Origin of the sequence: Oceanimonas sp. CAM02 (assembly GCF_032842915.1) — a bacterium.
Classification (GTDB): Bacteria; Pseudomonadota; Gammaproteobacteria; order Enterobacterales; family Aeromonadaceae; genus Oceanimonas; species Oceanimonas smirnovii.
The window spans coordinates 37,495-51,237 of sequence record NZ_JAWJBK010000041.1 but is presented as its reverse complement, the minus strand read 5'-3'; the positions used below and the strand labels follow the sequence as shown (position 1 = coordinate 51,237).

Here is a 13,743-nt window from a genome sequence, read left to right as displayed (position 1 = left end):
CCTCTTCAGTGTCGTAATCAATACAGTAATTTCAATTCAGTGAGTCTTGCCGGCGAACACGCGTTGGGCCAGGGTGGGCAGACCCACGCTGTAAGCCAGCTCGGCCGGATTGTTCGTGTTCCACAGGCAGAAATCCGCCTGCAGGCCGGGAGCAATGCGTCCGGTTTGTTCATGCAGCCCCAGAGCGCGGGCACCGTGGGCGGTGACGCCGCTCAGGGCTTCCTGCGGCGTGAGCCGGAACAGGGTGCAGGCCATGTTCAGCATCAGCCGCAGGCTGAAAATAGGGGAAGTACCGGGGTTGGCATCGGTGGCCAGAGCCATGGGCACGCCATGGCGACGCAGTAGCTCAATGGGCGGTACTTTGGTTTCACGCAGCATGTAAAAGGCGCCCGGCAGCAGGGTAGCAACGGTGCCAGCCTCGGCCAGCGCCCTGACGCCGGCTTCGTCCAGATACTCGATATGATCCACCGACAGCGCCCCGGCCCTGGCCGCGGCAGCGCTGCCGCCGAGATTGGACAGCTGCTCTGTGTGACCCTTGATGGCCAGCCCATGCTGCCTGGCGGCGGCATACACCCGCTGGCATTGAGCCACAGAAAAGCCAATGCCCTCGCAGAATACGTCCACCGCATCCGCCAGCCCGTCGGCGGCCGCCGCCGGGATCATGCGGGTGCACACCAGATCGATATAGCCGTCGGCATCATCTTTATATTCCGGCGGCAGGGCATGGGCCCCCAGCAAAGTGGTCACCACCCGCACCGGCCGCTCATGGCCGAGGCGGCGGGCCACCCGCAGCATTTTGAGTTCGTCTTCCACGGTCAGGCCGTAGCCGGACTTGATCTCCACCGTGGTCACGCCTTCACTCATCAGCGCCTCAAGGCGTGGCAGGGCAGCGGCAAACAGCTGCTCTTCACTGGCCACGCGAGTGGCGCGCACCGTGCTGAGAATGCCGCCGCCGGCACGGGCGATCTCTTCATAGCTCTTGCCTTCGAGCCGGGCCTCAAACTCGCCGGCGCGGCTGCCGCCAAACACCAGATGGGTATGGCAGTCCACCAGCCCCGGAGTCAGCACTCGCCCTTGAGCGTCAATCACCTCGCCGGCAGCCTGTTCGCTGGCCGGCAGCTCGCTCATGGCACACACCCGCTCGATCAGACCATTTTTTACCGCCACCGCCATGGGTTGAGCGGCGCTATTAAGGCCGTCAAACAGGGTGACGTTGATCCAGAGGCGATCCGGTTGTGACATGACAGGCTCCTTTCTGCGTTATTTGTATATACATTTAAAAGAACAATGCCCGCCTTGGCAACCAAAAAAATCAGACAAAGTAGGAATAAAGGATCCGGATCACACAATTATTTTACATATGAGAAAGGCGAACATGGTATTTGTATATACATAAAACTGAATAACATGCCGAAAAATCCGTGGTCGAGTACGGCGCAGACTGGCCCAGTACGCCGCTTGCCGCTACTATGTCCGCTTTTATACGGAATCCCTTCATGGCCCTTTCCGCCACCCTGCGCAAGGTGCGCATCAATATCAGTGATCTGACCCGCCATTATTACGAGGCTCACAGCCTGACCGTGGCTCAACATCCGTCCGAAACCGACATTCGCCTGATGGTGCGGCTGCTGGCCTTTATGCGCCATGCCGATGAAGATTTAAGCTTTACCAAGGGGCTGAGCACCGACGACGAGCCCGAGCTGTGGCAAAGGGCCCCAGACGGTCGCATTGTGTTGTGGGTGGAGCTGGGTGAACCCAGCGTCAAGCGCATCAAGCAGGCGTTGTCCCAGGCCGAGCGAGTGGTGATTTACAGCTATGGCGGCCGTAGTGCCGATGAATGGTGGAACAAGCACAAGGTGGAGCTGGGTCATTTGCCGAGACTGGAGATTTTCCATCTGGCCGATCCGCAACCGGCGCAACTGGGGGAACTGTGCCAGCGCAGCATGGACCTGTTCGCCACCCTGCAGGAAGAGGAAGTTCAGCTTACCGACGGCAGCCACAGCCTGGATCTGCAACTGACCCGCTGGCGGTAAACACCGGGGAATAGGGATTGGGGAATCCCAACTCCCTATTCCCCATTCCCTGCTCCCTATAACTTGAGTGTGGATCTCAGCTTGTAGCGGTTGCCGGGGTGCCAGAGGCGGGCGAAGCTCACCAGCTGGTTGAGGGACCAGGTGCGGCGAGTCACCAGCAGACAGGGTTGCTCTGAGGCAATCTGCAGCCAATCGGCTATGTTGGCCGGGGCAAGCCGGGCTTCAACAATATGCTCCATATCAGACAGTGGACACTGGGCCACCAGATAGGCATTGGGGGTCTGCCGGGTGAAATCGCAGCTCAGGTAGTCCGGCGCCAGCTGAGGGTTGACGAAGCGCTCTTCCACCTGAATGGGTACGCCGTTTTCCAGATGAACCAGCACCGAATGAAACACGTTTGAGTTGAGCCGCATGCCCATATTGAGGGCCACTTCCTCGTCGGCCCGGCGTCGATCCAGCACCAGCACTCTGTTGGTGTAGTCATGGCCCCGGCTTTGCACCTCATCGGCAATATTATTGATGTCCGCCAGGGGTGACTCCGCCTTGGGCTCGGTGACAAAGGTCCCCAGCCCGGCCCGGCGCATCAGATAGCCTTCCTGCACCAGGTCGCGAATGGCCTTGTGAGCAGTCATTCGGCTGACCCTGAACTGCTCAGCCAGCTCCTGCTCGGGGGGAATTTGCTGATGAAGCCGGTATTCCCCCGACTCGATACGGGCCAGAATATGTTGCTTGATCTGTTGATAAAGGGGAATGGAAGGGGTCACATGGCCTCCTGCTGGTGAAACTCAATTGTACATACAATTAATCATGAGTCACGTCAGAGATCTGTAATCCACAAGGCGGATCTTTTCACTTTACCGGTTTTGCGCTATGGTGCGCGCAATTTCGGCAAGCCCGCCTTTAATTCCAGAGATAACAGGTTGATTGTGGAAAAACATGAAGAGGTACTGGTGGCCCTGCGCCAGATCATTCGCGCCATCGATCTGCATTCACGCCAGCTCAGCAAGGCGTCCGGTCTTACCGGCCCTCAGTTGCTGCTGATGCAGTCCATCAGCGAACATGGTGATATCACCATGCGTAAACTGGCCCAGGCCACCAATATGAGTCAGGCCACCGCCACTACCATTATTGACCGGCTGGAGCAGAAAAATCTGGTTCGCCGTGAGCGCAGCCAGACCGATAAACGCAAGGTACACGCTGTGCTAACCGAAGACGGCGTGGAAAAGCTGAAAACCGCACCGCGGCCGCTGCAAGAAAGCTTTATACAGCGCTTTCAGTCGCTGGATGAGTGGGAGCAAAACCTGCTGTTGTCGTCGCTGCAGCGTATTTCTTCCATGATGAACGCCCACGATCTGGACGTGGCCCCCATGCTGCAGGTGGGCAGCCTGCTGCGCGAATAACCGCGCAGCCACCTTATTTACTCCAGACCGATACCAATATTAGACACACCGCCCTGTGCGGCAAAGTCCCGCACTGCCAGAATGGTATCGGCATCCCTTGGCTGAGCCACCCGCTCAAGCAACTCTACCTGAAATTCCATCTCGGCTTCCATCAGCTCATGCTCGTAGAGTTCATGCTCTTCCAGCTCCCGCTCCGCCATCAGCTCGGCAAAACCGGCGACCGTGCCCAGAGACGCGTTACTTGCTTCCACCGCTTCTTCGCCGATGCGGCAAATCACCGAGTTGTAGGCCGTTCCCAGCGCCACACAGGCATCCAGTGCCGGCCAGGCACCATAGGATTCAAATTTGTTCGGATCCGGAATAATATTCTCAAATGCTTCCAGCTCAGCAGATAAATCCACCCGGGAGCCCTTGACTGTCAGATAGGTCCAGAGTACATCCAGACAGTGACGAAAACGGTTACCGTCGCCAAAACCAGCGGTCTCGGCAAACAGCCGGTAATTAGGATACATGCGCTCAGCCAGCGCCAGCGCAAACACGGTTTGCTGCCAGGGCGTCAGTTTGTTGAGCTTTTTATAAAATTTATCGCCGAACACGCGAAATTCCTTGTAGTTGGGTTTGCTGCCGTTTACTTAAAAACCGTTTGCCTTCAGGCTCACAATTTACGGCGCAAACACTGGTATAAGATTTTGCCTGTGTCATTGTCTCATAAAAACCGGCGAACACCCCATTTCAAGGAGAAAGGTATGGCCAATCATACCCTGCTGCTGCTCAGCCAGGACAATCATCACTATCAGGATCTGCTGAGTAAGGCTTATCTGCCGGGTCTGACGGTGCTGATGCCCGGCAATGAAAACGAAATTCGTGCCGGTCTGGAACGGGCTGACATTCTGCTGGGCGAGCCTGCCCGCATTAAGCCCTGGCTGAAGGAAGCCCGCCAGGTAAAGTGGGTGCAGTCTACTTATGCCGGCGTGGATGTATTGCTGGGCCCGGGCCTTCGCCAGGACTATCAGCTGACCAACGTGCGTGGTATTTTTGGCCCGCTGGTGAGTGAATATATCTTTGCTCATCTGCTGTCGCTAACCCGCCATCTGCGTCATTACCGGGAGCAGCAACGTCATCATAACTGGCAGCCTATCGCATACCAGAGCCTAGCGGGAAAAACCATGCTGATCCTGGGCACCGGCAGCATTGGCCAGCATGTGGCCGGTACCGCCCGTCATTTTGGCATGAAGGTGCTGGGCATGAGCCGCACCGGCCGCGAAGCGCCCAACTTTGACCGTACCTTTCAGCCGCCAGCGCTGAACAAGGTGCTGCCCCAGGCCGATGTAGTGGTGAGCGTATTGCCGTCTACTCCCCAGACCCGCAAGCTGTTTGATGAAGACCGGCTGAATCACATCAAGCCCGGGGTGATTTTCTGTAACGTGGGCCGGGGGGATGCGGTGGACGAAACCGCCCTGCTGCACGCCCTGCGCACCGGCCGTATTGGTGCCGCCGTGCTGGATGTGTTTGCCACCGAACCACTGCCGCAAGACAGCCCGCTGTGGGACATGCCCAATGTAGTGATCACACCCCATAACTCGGGCTACAGCTTTCCGGATCAAATCGTGACCCGGTTCAGCCGCAACTATCTGAAGTTTATTGAAGGCAAAACCATGGAAGGCGTGGTGAACTTCGATCTGGGTTATTGATGCAAACGCTGCTTGCCGAGATACGCGCCTGCCGGCTGTGTGAAGCTCATCTGCCTCTGGGGCCGCGCCCTGTGGTGCAGCTGGGCACGGGAGCGCGTATTCTGATCATCGGCCAGGCCCCGGGCACAAAAGTGCATCAAACCGGCATTCCCTGGAACGACCCCAGCGGCGATACGCTGCGCCGCTGGCTGCAGGTAAGCCGCGAGCAGTTTTACGATCCTGAGCAGATTGCCATTATGCCCATGGGGTTTTGTTATCCGGGCCGGGGCAACAGCGGCGATCTGCCGCCCCGGCCCGAATGCGCACCCGCCTGGCACAAACGCATTCTGGCCGCCCTGCCCAATGTGCAGCTGACGCTGTTTATTGGTTTGTATGCTCAGCGTTATTATCTGGGCAAGCGCTGTGCCACCCTTACCGACACAGTTCGTCACTGGCGCGAATTCGCTCCGGACCGCCTGCCCCTGCCCCACCCTTCCCCACGTAACCGCCGCTGGCTGACGCAAAACCCTTGGTTCGAGCAGGAAGAGCTACCCGCTCTAAGAGCGCGGGTGCATGCCGTGTTGAAGAGCTGAAAGCCGGAAGACTCCGCAATGCGAAGCGACAGCACGGTTGCACTACGCCGACACGCTTCAAGCCCCTCCATGGGACGCTCGGCAAATGCCTTCCTTGGCATTTGACGGTCGGCTACGGCAATCCCCGCTGTCACTTCGTGAAATGGTAGAGCTGCCGATTTAAAAACTAACAGGCAATTGGATGCCAGCCTAGGGAGGGCAAAGGGTATCTGCTTCGCCGTGCCCTTCGCGCCAGGGATGGCGCGACGGAGCCTACAGGGAGGTATTCACGGCGTGCCGGAGAAGCAGTGCGCTTTGTCCGACGGGGAAGCATGGCAAAGCAGACAACATGCAACTTCGCACTACTGGTTAACCCCGTTTTGGCACAACCTGAGACAGCAGAAACAGCGCGGCGGCGGCCACCACCACGGACGGGCCTGTGGGGGTGTCGTAGCTTACCGACAACTGCAGGCCGCCGAGCACCGCCAGCACGCCGATACCCGAGGCCAGCGCGGCCATTTGTTCGGGCGTGCGGCTGAAGCGCCGGGCGGTGGCGGCAGGAATAATCAGCAGTGAAGTAATAATCAGCGCCCCCACAAACTTCATCGCCACCGCAATCAAGACGCTTATCATCAGCAGCAGCAGCAGTTTAAGCCGCTCTACCTTGAGACCTTCCACCCGGGCCAGCTCTTCGCTGACAGTAATGGACAACAGCGGGCTCCAGAACTTGCGCAGCACCAGCAGCAACAGGGCACCACCGCCATAAATCCAGAGCAGATCGGAGGTCTGAATGGCCAGCAGGTCCCCGAACAGATAGGCCATCAGATCGACCCGGATATTATCCATAAAGGCCAGAGCCACCAGCCCCAGAGACAAGGAAGTGTGGGCCAGAATGCCGAGCAGAGTATCCGTGCCCAGCCGGCTGCCACGCTGCAGTCCGGCCAGCAACAGACCCAGCAGCACACAGGCTACCAGCACCGCCAGAGTCAGGTTAATCTGCAGCAGCAGGCCCATGGCCACACCCAGCAGGGAAGAGTGAGCCAGGGTATCGCCGAAGTAGGCCATGCGCCGCCACACCACAAAACTGCCTAATGGCCCGGCCAGCAAGGCGATACCCAGGCCCGCCAGCAAGGCGTAAAGCAAAAAACTATCCCACATGGCGCACATCTCCGTGGTGTTCGTCGTCACAGTCGTGATGATGGGTATACACCGCCAGCTGTGCCAGCTCAGGCCGGCCGAACAAACGGGCAAATTCAGGATGACGGGCTACCTGTTCGGGCTCGCCGTGGCAGCAGACATGACGGTTGAGACAAATCACTCTGTGGGTACTGGCCATCACCAGATGCAGATCATGAGACACCATCAGGACACCGCATTGCAGCTCACCGGCCAGCTGCTGGATCAGCGCATACAGCTCGGTCTGGCCGTGCACATCCACCCCCTGAGCGGGTTCATCGAGGATCAGCAACTCGGGTGCCATCATCAGCGCCCGGGCCAGCAGAATACGCTGCATTTCGCCGCCGGACAGTGCCTGCATGGCCCGCTCGGCCAGCCGCTCAGCACCTACCCGGGCCAGCGCCTGTGCCACTGTCAGCCGGCGGCCGCAGGACAAACTCAGAAAACGCGCCACCGTGAGCGGCAGCACAGGATCAAGATGCAGTTTCTGCGGCACATACCCTACCCGCAGACCGGACTTGCGCCACAGCCGGCCCTGAGTTGCCTTGCGCAAGTCCAGCACCAGTTTGATCAATGAACTTTTACCTGCACCGTTGGGGCCGACCACGGTCAGGATCTCGCCCCTGTGCAGACTAAGAGAAATACTATCGAGAATGACGTTACCGTCAGCCTCCAGGCCGACGTTGGTCAGCTCTACCAGTTTGGTCATTGGCGATACGCCTTTACTTCAGCATTTGTAATATTATAACATTTCGATTCAGATAAACTCCATTCATCATCCAGAGTGTACCCGCCATGAGAGCCCTGTTTTTTCTCGGTCTGTTCTTTGCCGGCCAGGCCAATGCCGTGAACGTGCTGACCACGGTCAAACCCCTGCAATTGATTGCCAATGCCATTACCGACGGCGGCGAGCCTGCCGCCCTGCTGTTAAAGCCGGGTACTTCACCGCACGACTATGCCCTTAAGCCTTCTGATCTGCACCGTATCAATGACGCTGATCTGGTCATTTGGGTGGGCCCGGAGCTGGAACAGTTTCTTGAGCCTTTGCTGAAAGATCATTCGGGCAGCCTGGCATTAATGAACAGATTGTCACCTCATGATCACCATGATGAACATGAACCTCATGACGAGCATCATCATGATGAAGACAAGCACCATGATAACGGGAAAATCGTGATCACTCAGCAGGAAGATCACCATGATCATCATCATGGCGACCGGGATCCTCATATCTGGCTGGATCCGCACAATGCGCTGCAGATTGCTCGAATGATCACAACTCGCCTGGGTGAGCTGGATCACACCAACCTTGATCGATATCAACAAAACCTGATGCGCTTTGAGGCAAAGTTGGCGGCGGCTGACGAACAGGTGTCGGCACGCCTGGCACCGGCCAGAGACAAAGGATACTTTGTATTCCATGATGCCTATGGCTATTGGGAACAGCACTACCACATTCCTTCTCTCGGGCATTTTACCATTAGCCCGGAGCGGGCTCCCGGTGCCAAAACCGTGGCCAGCATTCATGAGGCGTTGAAGCAGGCGAACGCCGAGTGCGTGTTTGCCGAGCCTCAGTTCCGGCCAGCGGTAGTCAATGCAGTCGTACGAGGAACCCAGGCCAGGGTGGCTGAACTGGATCCTCTGGCCACGGCGGTTAAGCCAGATTCAGACGGCTATTTCCACTTTATGTTAAAGCTGGCGGACGATATGGCCGCTTGTTTATTGAATGAAAGATAAACACTCGGACACTATTTTTTGTATAATGCCGAACTTTCATATCAAGTGATGCACTAACCTTGGTGGCCCGTCATGTAACGGGCCATTTTGTAATTAAAAATGGTGTTTTTATCGCTTTTTGTATTAGAAAGTCATAACAACACGCTTGCATCGTGTAGTTTTCACAGGCACAGGTAACCCGGATGAAGTTTTTCCGCCCGATACAAAGCAGACTGCAGGACATGCCCTCTCCCCTGCCCAAGCGTCACCTGTATGGCATTGTTCTGCTTAGTGGTCTGACCCTTTCTACTGCCGCTCTGATACCTACACCCGGCGAGCTGATGAACAAGCCGGTACGGATCAGTATTCCGGCTGCTTTGCATGTTCCTCAGCAAGAGCGGGTTGACAGTACCGAGTTTTATGCACTGCCCAATGATGATATCGGCGCGGTTGAGCCGGTGGATGCGCTGGATGAAATTGCTGCCCAGGAACCCGAATGGCAGGAATATGTTGTGCAGAACGGTGATACTCTGAGCACCATTTTTAACGGTCTTGGTCTGCCTCTGGCCACTATGTACAAGCTGCTGGATGCCGATGAAAACAGAGTACTCGACGGTCTGCGTCCGGGCCAGACCCTGTATCTGCTGATTGACCAGGACAACCTGCTGCAGGAGTTCAAACTGCAGCGGGATATTATGCATACCCGCATTTTCAGCCGTAGTGGCGATGGCTATGAAAGCCGGCTGAAAACCGAGGAAAGCCACTGGGAAAGCCGCAGCCTCAAGGGCACCATCAATGGCAGCTTTTATCTCAGTGCCCGCAGTGCCGGCCTGTCTGCCGGTCAAATCCAGAAAGTGGCCAACCTGTTTCAGTGGCAGCTGAATTTTGCCCGTGACCTGCGCCAGGGCGATACCTTCAGAGTGGTGGTCAAGCGTGAATTTGTAGAAGGCGAGAGCACCGGCAAATCTGAACTTCAGGCTGTTGAAATTGTTAATGGCGGTCGCACTTATCAGGTGTTCCGCCATGAAGACGGCAATTTCTATGATGCCGAAGGCAACAGCATGGAGCGTGGTTTTTTACGTATACCGCTTAAGCACAGCTCCCGCATCAGCTCCAATTTTAACCTGCATCGCAAGCATCCTGTTACCGGTCGGGTTCGGCCGCACAAGGGCACTGACTTTGCCGTTCCTACCGGCACACCGGTGCTGGCACCCAGTGACGGTGTTGTGGTTAAAGCCGTTCGCCACCGGCTGGCAGGCAACTATCTGGTGATCCGTCACGGCCGTAAATATACCACCCGTTTTCTGCACCTGAGCAAATTCCTGGTTAAACCCGGTGACAAGGTACGCCGCGGTGAACGCATTGCACTGTCGGGCAACACCGGTCGCTCTACCGGTCCGCACCTGCATTACGAGTTTCTGGTCAACAACAGAGCCGTCGACCCCATGCAGGTTAAACTGCCCATGGCCGAAGGCCTGACCGGTAAGGAAAAACAAGCCTTCCTGACCCGGGTCAAACAGTTCAAGCAACAGCTTGGTGCCAGTTAATATACCAGCATAAAAAAAGCGCCTTTCGGCGCTTTTTTTATATCTGTGCCCTGGCTTACCCGGCGTGATAGGGGCGAGACAGACGATGGACAGACTCAATAAAGGCACCGGCGTGCTCCGGTGGCACATCCAGATGAATGCCGTGGCCCAGATTAAACACATGGCCGGGACCATGGCCAAAGCCGTCCAGAATGGTGGCCACTTCCTGCTCGATGCGCTCAGGGGAAGCATACAGCATGGACGGATCCATATTGCCCTGCAGCGCCACCTTATCGCCCACCCGGCGTTTGGCATCGGCAATATTAATGGTCCAGTCCAGACCCACGGCGTCACAGCCGGTGGCGGCAATGGCTTCCAGCCACTGACCACCGTTTTTGGTGAACAGTGTCACCGGCACCCGGCGGCCATCGGCTTCACGGGTCAGACCATCGACTATTTTGGCCATATACTGCAGCGAGAAGTCGTTGTAGTCCCGCGGCGTGAGCACGCCACCCCAGGTGTCAAAGATCATCAGTGACTGGGCCCCAGCCGCCACCTGAGCATTGAGGTAGCTGATGACGCTGTCAGCCAGCTTGTCGAGCAGCAGGTGCAACGTCTGCGGATCGGCATACATCATCTTCTTGATTTTGGTAAAGGCCTTGGAGCTGCCGCCTTCCACCATGTAGGTGGCCAGGGTCCAGGGGCTGCCGGAAAAACCGATAAGCGGCACTTCACCCTGCAGCTCGCGGCGAATGGTGCGCACTGCGTTCATCACATAGCCCAGCTCGCCTTCCGGATCGGGCATACCGATGCGCTTGACGTCAGCAGCACAGGTAACCGGACGCTCAAAGCGCGGACCTTCACCGGTTTCAAAGTACAGGCCCAGCCCCATGGCATCGGGAATGGTCAGAATGTCGGAAAACAGAATGGCCGCATCCAGCGGAAAACGACGCAGCGGCTGCAAAGTCACTTCACAGGCCAGCTCGGCATTACGGCACAAAGACATAAAATCGCCGGCTTCGGCCCGGGTTGCCTTGTATTCGGGCAGATAACGACCGGCCTGACGCATCATCCATACCGGAGTGTAATCGGTCGGCTGACGCATCAGCGCACGCAGATAAGTATCATTCTTGAGTGGTTTCATTCCGTGTTTCCGCATCGGGTGACAAAATTTGGCCGCATTGTACCATCACAGCACAGGAACGCGAAAAAGCCGGCTCTGGCTCCCGCTCCGGTTACAAATTCACCACTGGCTATTGACCCCAGCATCACTTTTCATTAGTTATAGAAGCTGAGCCCATCAGGCAGCCCACGGAGGGAACCATGCTCGGGAAACTGGAACAAACCAAAGCCAGGCTTGGCGGAATACACAAGGCACTGGACACCTTTCTGAATGCACGTCAGCAATTACTCGTTGAATATATTCGCCTGTCTACCAACAAGAAAACACTGCCCGCCAATGAAGAGCTGCATGAGTTCTGTGGTCAGCTGGTAGATTATGTGTCTGCCGGTCATTTTGAAGTCTATGACCACGTGCTTGCCGCCTATGAAGCTTCAACGGGTAACGCCCGTGTGCTGGCAGAGCGCATTTATCCGCGTATTAAACGTAATACAGATGAAGCACTCAACTTTCATGACAAGTACCACGAGGCCGATGACGAGGTCATGATGGAGCTTGATCAGGATTTAAACCGGCTTGGTGAGGTACTGGAAGAGCGTTTCTCTCTGGAAGATCGCCTTGTTACGGCCATTCGTCTTGCCGATCACCTGGATACCAGCGAACCCGCTTCCGGTGAACCGGCCTGAAGGAGCCGTTATGAGTGAACGCAGAGCCTTCAGCCGCATTGAGTTTAACGCCAGTGCCCTGCTGATCGACGCCGACGGCCATCCCTTTACAGCACAGGTAAAGGACATTTCCCTGCACGGTGCCCTGCTGACGCTGAACACGCCATGGCAAATCAACGACGGCGGTGAACTGATCCTGCAGCTTATGCTCGATGATGGCAGCCAGATCACCATGCACGGATACCAGCGTCATCATGAAAATCATCTGCTGGGACTGGAATGTAAACAACTGGATCTGGACAGTGCCACTCGCTTGCGCCGGCTGGTAGAGCTCAATCTGGGCAACGAGCAGTTACTGCACCGCCAGTTTGAACAGTTGCTGGCAGAAGACCAATAAGGCACGCCGGCCTGACGCCGGCGCGCAGCCCCGGCAATTACAGTGCTTCCAGCGCCTCTTCCAGTTTTTTAACGGCGATCACTTCCATACCTTCCGGAGCCTGTTTGGGCCGGTTGGCCCAAGGTACAATGGCGCGGGTAAAGCCGTGCTTGGCAGCTTCCATCAGCCGCTCCTGCCCCGATGGCACAGGACGAATTTCTCCTGACAGCCCTACTTCGCCAAACACTACCAGCTCTTTAGGTAACGCCTTGTCACGAAAGCTTGATACCAGCGCCAGCAACAATGCCAGATCTGCACTGGTGTCTTCTACCCGCACGCCACCCACCACATTAACAAACACATCCTGATCCGCCATCTGCATACCGCCATGACGGTGCAGCACCGCCAGCAACAGGGCCAGCCGGTTATGCTCCAGGCCCACGGTTACCCGGCGCGGATTGGCCAGCTGGGAATAGTCCACCAGCGCCTGCAGCTCTACCAGCAGGGGACGGGTACCTTCCCAGATCACCATCACCACAGAGCCATTAACGTTTTCCTCGCCCCGGCTGAGGAAAATGGCAGAAGGATTGCTCACTTCTTTCATGCCGGTTTCGGTCATGGCGAACACCCCCAGCTCGTTGACCGCGCCAAAGCGGTTTTTGTGGCTGCGCAGGGTACGAAAGCGGCTGTCGGCAGCACCATCGAGCAGTACCGAGCAGTCAATGCAATGTTCCAGCACCTTGGGGCCGGCGAGAGTGCCGTCTTTGGTCACATGCCCCACCATCAGGATCACCACCCCCTGCTGCTTGGCAAAACGGGTCAGCTGAGCGGCCGCTTCCCGCACCTGACTGACCGAGCCCGGTGCCGACTGCACATCCGCCACATGCATCACCTGAATCGAGTCGATCACCATGACCGCCGGCTTTTCTTCCCGGGCCACATGGCAAATTTGCTCCACACTGGTTTCCGACAGCATGCGCAGCTGATCCCGGGGCAGATTAAGCCGCTGAGCTCGCATGGCTACCTGCTGCAATGACTCCTCGCCGGTAACATAAAGCGTTTTCATACGTCCGGCCAGGCCACACATTACCTGCAGCAGCAAGGTACTTTTGCCCGCCCCCGGGTTGCCACCAATCAGAATGGCAGAGCCCGGCACCAGACCGCCGCCCAGCACCCGGTCCAGCTCGCGAAAACCGCTGTCAATGCGGGGAATTTCGGTCATGGCAATTTCGTTCAGGGTCTGCACCTTGCTTTCCTGCACGCCGGCATAACCGGAAAAACGGGAATTGCGGCTTGCAGAAGATGTGGCCGGGGCCAGCCGGATTTCGCTGACGGTATTCCACTCTTTACATTCAGAGCACTGTCCCTGCCAGCGGGGAAATTCGGCACCACACTCGCCACAGACGAAAGCGGTTTTAGACTTGGCCATGCTGCCTCACTCATTAATTAACAAGCTGTTATACTGGCTTAAGTTTTTCGCTCACTCAAG

General features: G+C 56.9%; 15 protein-coding genes. 8 read left to right on the top strand and 7 right to left on the bottom strand.

What is annotated here, in order from left to right:
- Nucleotides 1–36: 36 nt before the first annotated feature.
- Nucleotides 37–1,242 (bottom strand): imidazolonepropionase, encoded by a 1,206-nt coding sequence (gene hutI, locus R0I78_RS14625; protein ID WP_317075844.1) that lies wholly within the window; start codon nucleotides 1,240–1,242, stop codon nucleotides 37–39.
- A gap of 254 nt (nucleotides 1,243–1,496) precedes the next feature.
- Between hutI and R0I78_RS14620 the strand changes: the two genes are divergently transcribed.
- Nucleotides 1,497–2,033, top strand: coding sequence for a YaeQ family protein (locus R0I78_RS14620; RefSeq protein ID WP_317075843.1), 537 nt, complete (start codon nucleotides 1,497–1,499; stop codon nucleotides 2,031–2,033).
- Nucleotides 2,034–2,089: 56 nt separating this feature from the next.
- Here the strand turns inward: R0I78_RS14620 and hutC are convergent, their stop codons facing one another.
- Complete coding sequence (hutC, locus tag R0I78_RS14615; protein ID WP_317075842.1) at nucleotides 2,090–2,797, bottom strand: histidine utilization repressor; 708 nt, start codon at nucleotides 2,795–2,797, stop codon at nucleotides 2,090–2,092.
- Nucleotides 2,798–2,959: 162 nt separating this feature from the next.
- On the opposite strand from hutC, the gene R0I78_RS14610 reads away from it, so the two are divergent.
- Nucleotides 2,960–3,433, top strand: a complete 474-nt coding sequence (locus R0I78_RS14610) for a MarR family winged helix-turn-helix transcriptional regulator (protein WP_026344862.1) — start codon at nucleotides 2,960–2,962, stop codon at nucleotides 3,431–3,433.
- Nucleotides 3,434–3,450: 17 nt separating this feature from the next.
- On the opposite strand, the gene R0I78_RS14605 is transcribed toward R0I78_RS14610, so the two are convergent.
- Nucleotides 3,451–4,029, bottom strand: coding sequence for a YjaG family protein (locus R0I78_RS14605; RefSeq protein WP_019935248.1), 579 nt, complete (start codon nucleotides 4,027–4,029; stop codon nucleotides 3,451–3,453).
- A 150-nt stretch (nucleotides 4,030–4,179) separates the two neighbouring features.
- Here R0I78_RS14605 and R0I78_RS14600 point away from each other — a divergent pair, with 150 nt between their 5' ends.
- Together R0I78_RS14600 and R0I78_RS14595 are read left to right on the top strand one after the other, a co-directional pair.
- Complete coding sequence (locus R0I78_RS14600; protein ID WP_019935247.1) at nucleotides 4,180–5,124, top strand: D-2-hydroxyacid dehydrogenase; 945 nt, start codon at nucleotides 4,180–4,182, stop codon at nucleotides 5,122–5,124.
- Nucleotides 5,124–5,696, top strand: coding sequence for a uracil-DNA glycosylase family protein (locus R0I78_RS14595; RefSeq protein ID WP_317075841.1), 573 nt, complete (start codon nucleotides 5,124–5,126; stop codon nucleotides 5,694–5,696). The genes R0I78_RS14600 and R0I78_RS14595 overlap by 1 nt, the downstream gene beginning before the upstream one ends.
- A gap of 348 nt (nucleotides 5,697–6,044) precedes the next feature.
- Here the strand turns inward: R0I78_RS14595 and znuB are convergent, their stop codons facing one another.
- Both znuB and znuC read right to left on the bottom strand, forming a co-directional pair.
- On the bottom strand, nucleotides 6,045–6,833 hold the full coding sequence (gene znuB / locus R0I78_RS14590; protein ID WP_317075840.1) for a zinc ABC transporter permease subunit ZnuB: 789 nt from the start codon (nucleotides 6,831–6,833) through the stop codon (nucleotides 6,045–6,047).
- Nucleotides 6,823–7,560, bottom strand: a complete 738-nt coding sequence (gene znuC, locus R0I78_RS14585; RefSeq protein ID WP_019935244.1) for a zinc ABC transporter ATP-binding protein ZnuC — start codon at nucleotides 7,558–7,560, stop codon at nucleotides 6,823–6,825. Before znuC ends, znuB begins: the two co-directional genes overlap by 11 nt.
- Nucleotides 7,561–7,646: 86 nt before the next feature.
- On the opposite strand from znuC, the gene znuA reads away from it, so the two are divergent.
- On the top strand, nucleotides 7,647–8,588 hold the full coding sequence (znuA, locus tag R0I78_RS14580) for a zinc ABC transporter substrate-binding protein ZnuA (protein WP_317075839.1): 942 nt from the start codon (nucleotides 7,647–7,649) through the stop codon (nucleotides 8,586–8,588).
- A 182-nt stretch (nucleotides 8,589–8,770) separates the two neighbouring features.
- A complete protein-coding gene (mepM, locus tag R0I78_RS14575; protein ID WP_317075838.1) occupies nucleotides 8,771–10,114 on the top strand; it encodes a murein DD-endopeptidase MepM in 1,344 nt (447 codons plus the stop codon).
- A gap of 55 nt (nucleotides 10,115–10,169) precedes the next feature.
- On the opposite strand, the gene hemE is transcribed toward mepM, so the two are convergent.
- Nucleotides 10,170–11,237: a uroporphyrinogen decarboxylase gene (gene hemE, locus R0I78_RS14570; protein WP_317075837.1), complete on the bottom strand. Its 1,068-nt coding sequence runs from the start codon at nucleotides 11,235–11,237 to the stop codon at nucleotides 10,170–10,172.
- A gap of 179 nt (nucleotides 11,238–11,416) precedes the next feature.
- Between hemE and rsd the strand changes: the two genes are divergently transcribed.
- Together rsd and R0I78_RS14560 are read left to right on the top strand one after the other, a co-directional pair.
- Entirely contained in the window at nucleotides 11,417–11,899 is a 483-nt protein-coding gene (gene rsd / locus R0I78_RS14565) for a sigma D regulator (RefSeq protein ID WP_019935240.1), read from the top strand.
- A gap of 10 nt (nucleotides 11,900–11,909) precedes the next feature.
- Nucleotides 11,910–12,275 carry a PilZ domain-containing protein gene (locus tag R0I78_RS14560; protein WP_019935239.1) on the top strand — a complete coding sequence of 122 codons (366 nt, stop codon included), beginning with the start codon at nucleotides 11,910–11,912 and terminating at the stop codon, nucleotides 12,273–12,275.
- Nucleotides 12,276–12,312: 37 nt separating this feature from the next.
- Here the strand turns inward: R0I78_RS14560 and radA are convergent, their stop codons facing one another.
- A complete protein-coding gene (gene radA, locus R0I78_RS14555; protein WP_019935238.1) occupies nucleotides 12,313–13,683 on the bottom strand; it encodes a DNA repair protein RadA in 1,371 nt (456 codons plus the stop codon).
- Between the last annotated feature and the right edge of the window lie 60 nt (nucleotides 13,684–13,743).

Coding starts and splice junctions, on each gene's coding strand:
- hutI (WP_317075844.1), bottom strand. CDS start 1,242: ATGTCACAACCGGATCGCCTCTGGATCAACGTCACCCTGTTTGACGGC.
- R0I78_RS14620 (WP_317075843.1), top strand. CDS start 1,497: ATGGCCCTTTCCGCCACCCTGCGCAAGGTGCGCATCAATATCAGTGAT.
- R0I78_RS14600 (WP_019935247.1), top strand. CDS start 4,180: ATGGCCAATCATACCCTGCTGCTGCTCAGCCAGGACAATCATCACTAT.
- R0I78_RS14595 (WP_317075841.1), top strand. CDS start 5,124: ATGCAAACGCTGCTTGCCGAGATACGCGCCTGCCGGCTGTGTGAAGCT.
- znuB (WP_317075840.1), bottom strand. CDS start 6,833: ATGTGGGATAGTTTTTTGCTTTACGCCTTGCTGGCGGGCCTGGGTATC.
- znuC (WP_019935244.1), bottom strand. CDS start 7,560: ATGACCAAACTGGTAGAGCTGACCAACGTCGGCCTGGAGGCTGACGGT.
- znuA (WP_317075839.1), top strand. CDS start 7,647: ATGAGAGCCCTGTTTTTTCTCGGTCTGTTCTTTGCCGGCCAGGCCAAT.
- mepM (WP_317075838.1), top strand. CDS start 8,771: ATGAAGTTTTTCCGCCCGATACAAAGCAGACTGCAGGACATGCCCTCT.
- hemE (WP_317075837.1), bottom strand. CDS start 11,237: ATGAAACCACTCAAGAATGATACTTATCTGCGTGCGCTGATGCGTCAG.
- rsd (WP_019935240.1), top strand. CDS start 11,417: ATGCTCGGGAAACTGGAACAAACCAAAGCCAGGCTTGGCGGAATACAC.
- R0I78_RS14560 (WP_019935239.1), top strand. CDS start 11,910: ATGAGTGAACGCAGAGCCTTCAGCCGCATTGAGTTTAACGCCAGTGCC.
- radA (WP_019935238.1), bottom strand. CDS start 13,683: ATGGCCAAGTCTAAAACCGCTTTCGTCTGTGGCGAGTGTGGTGCCGAA.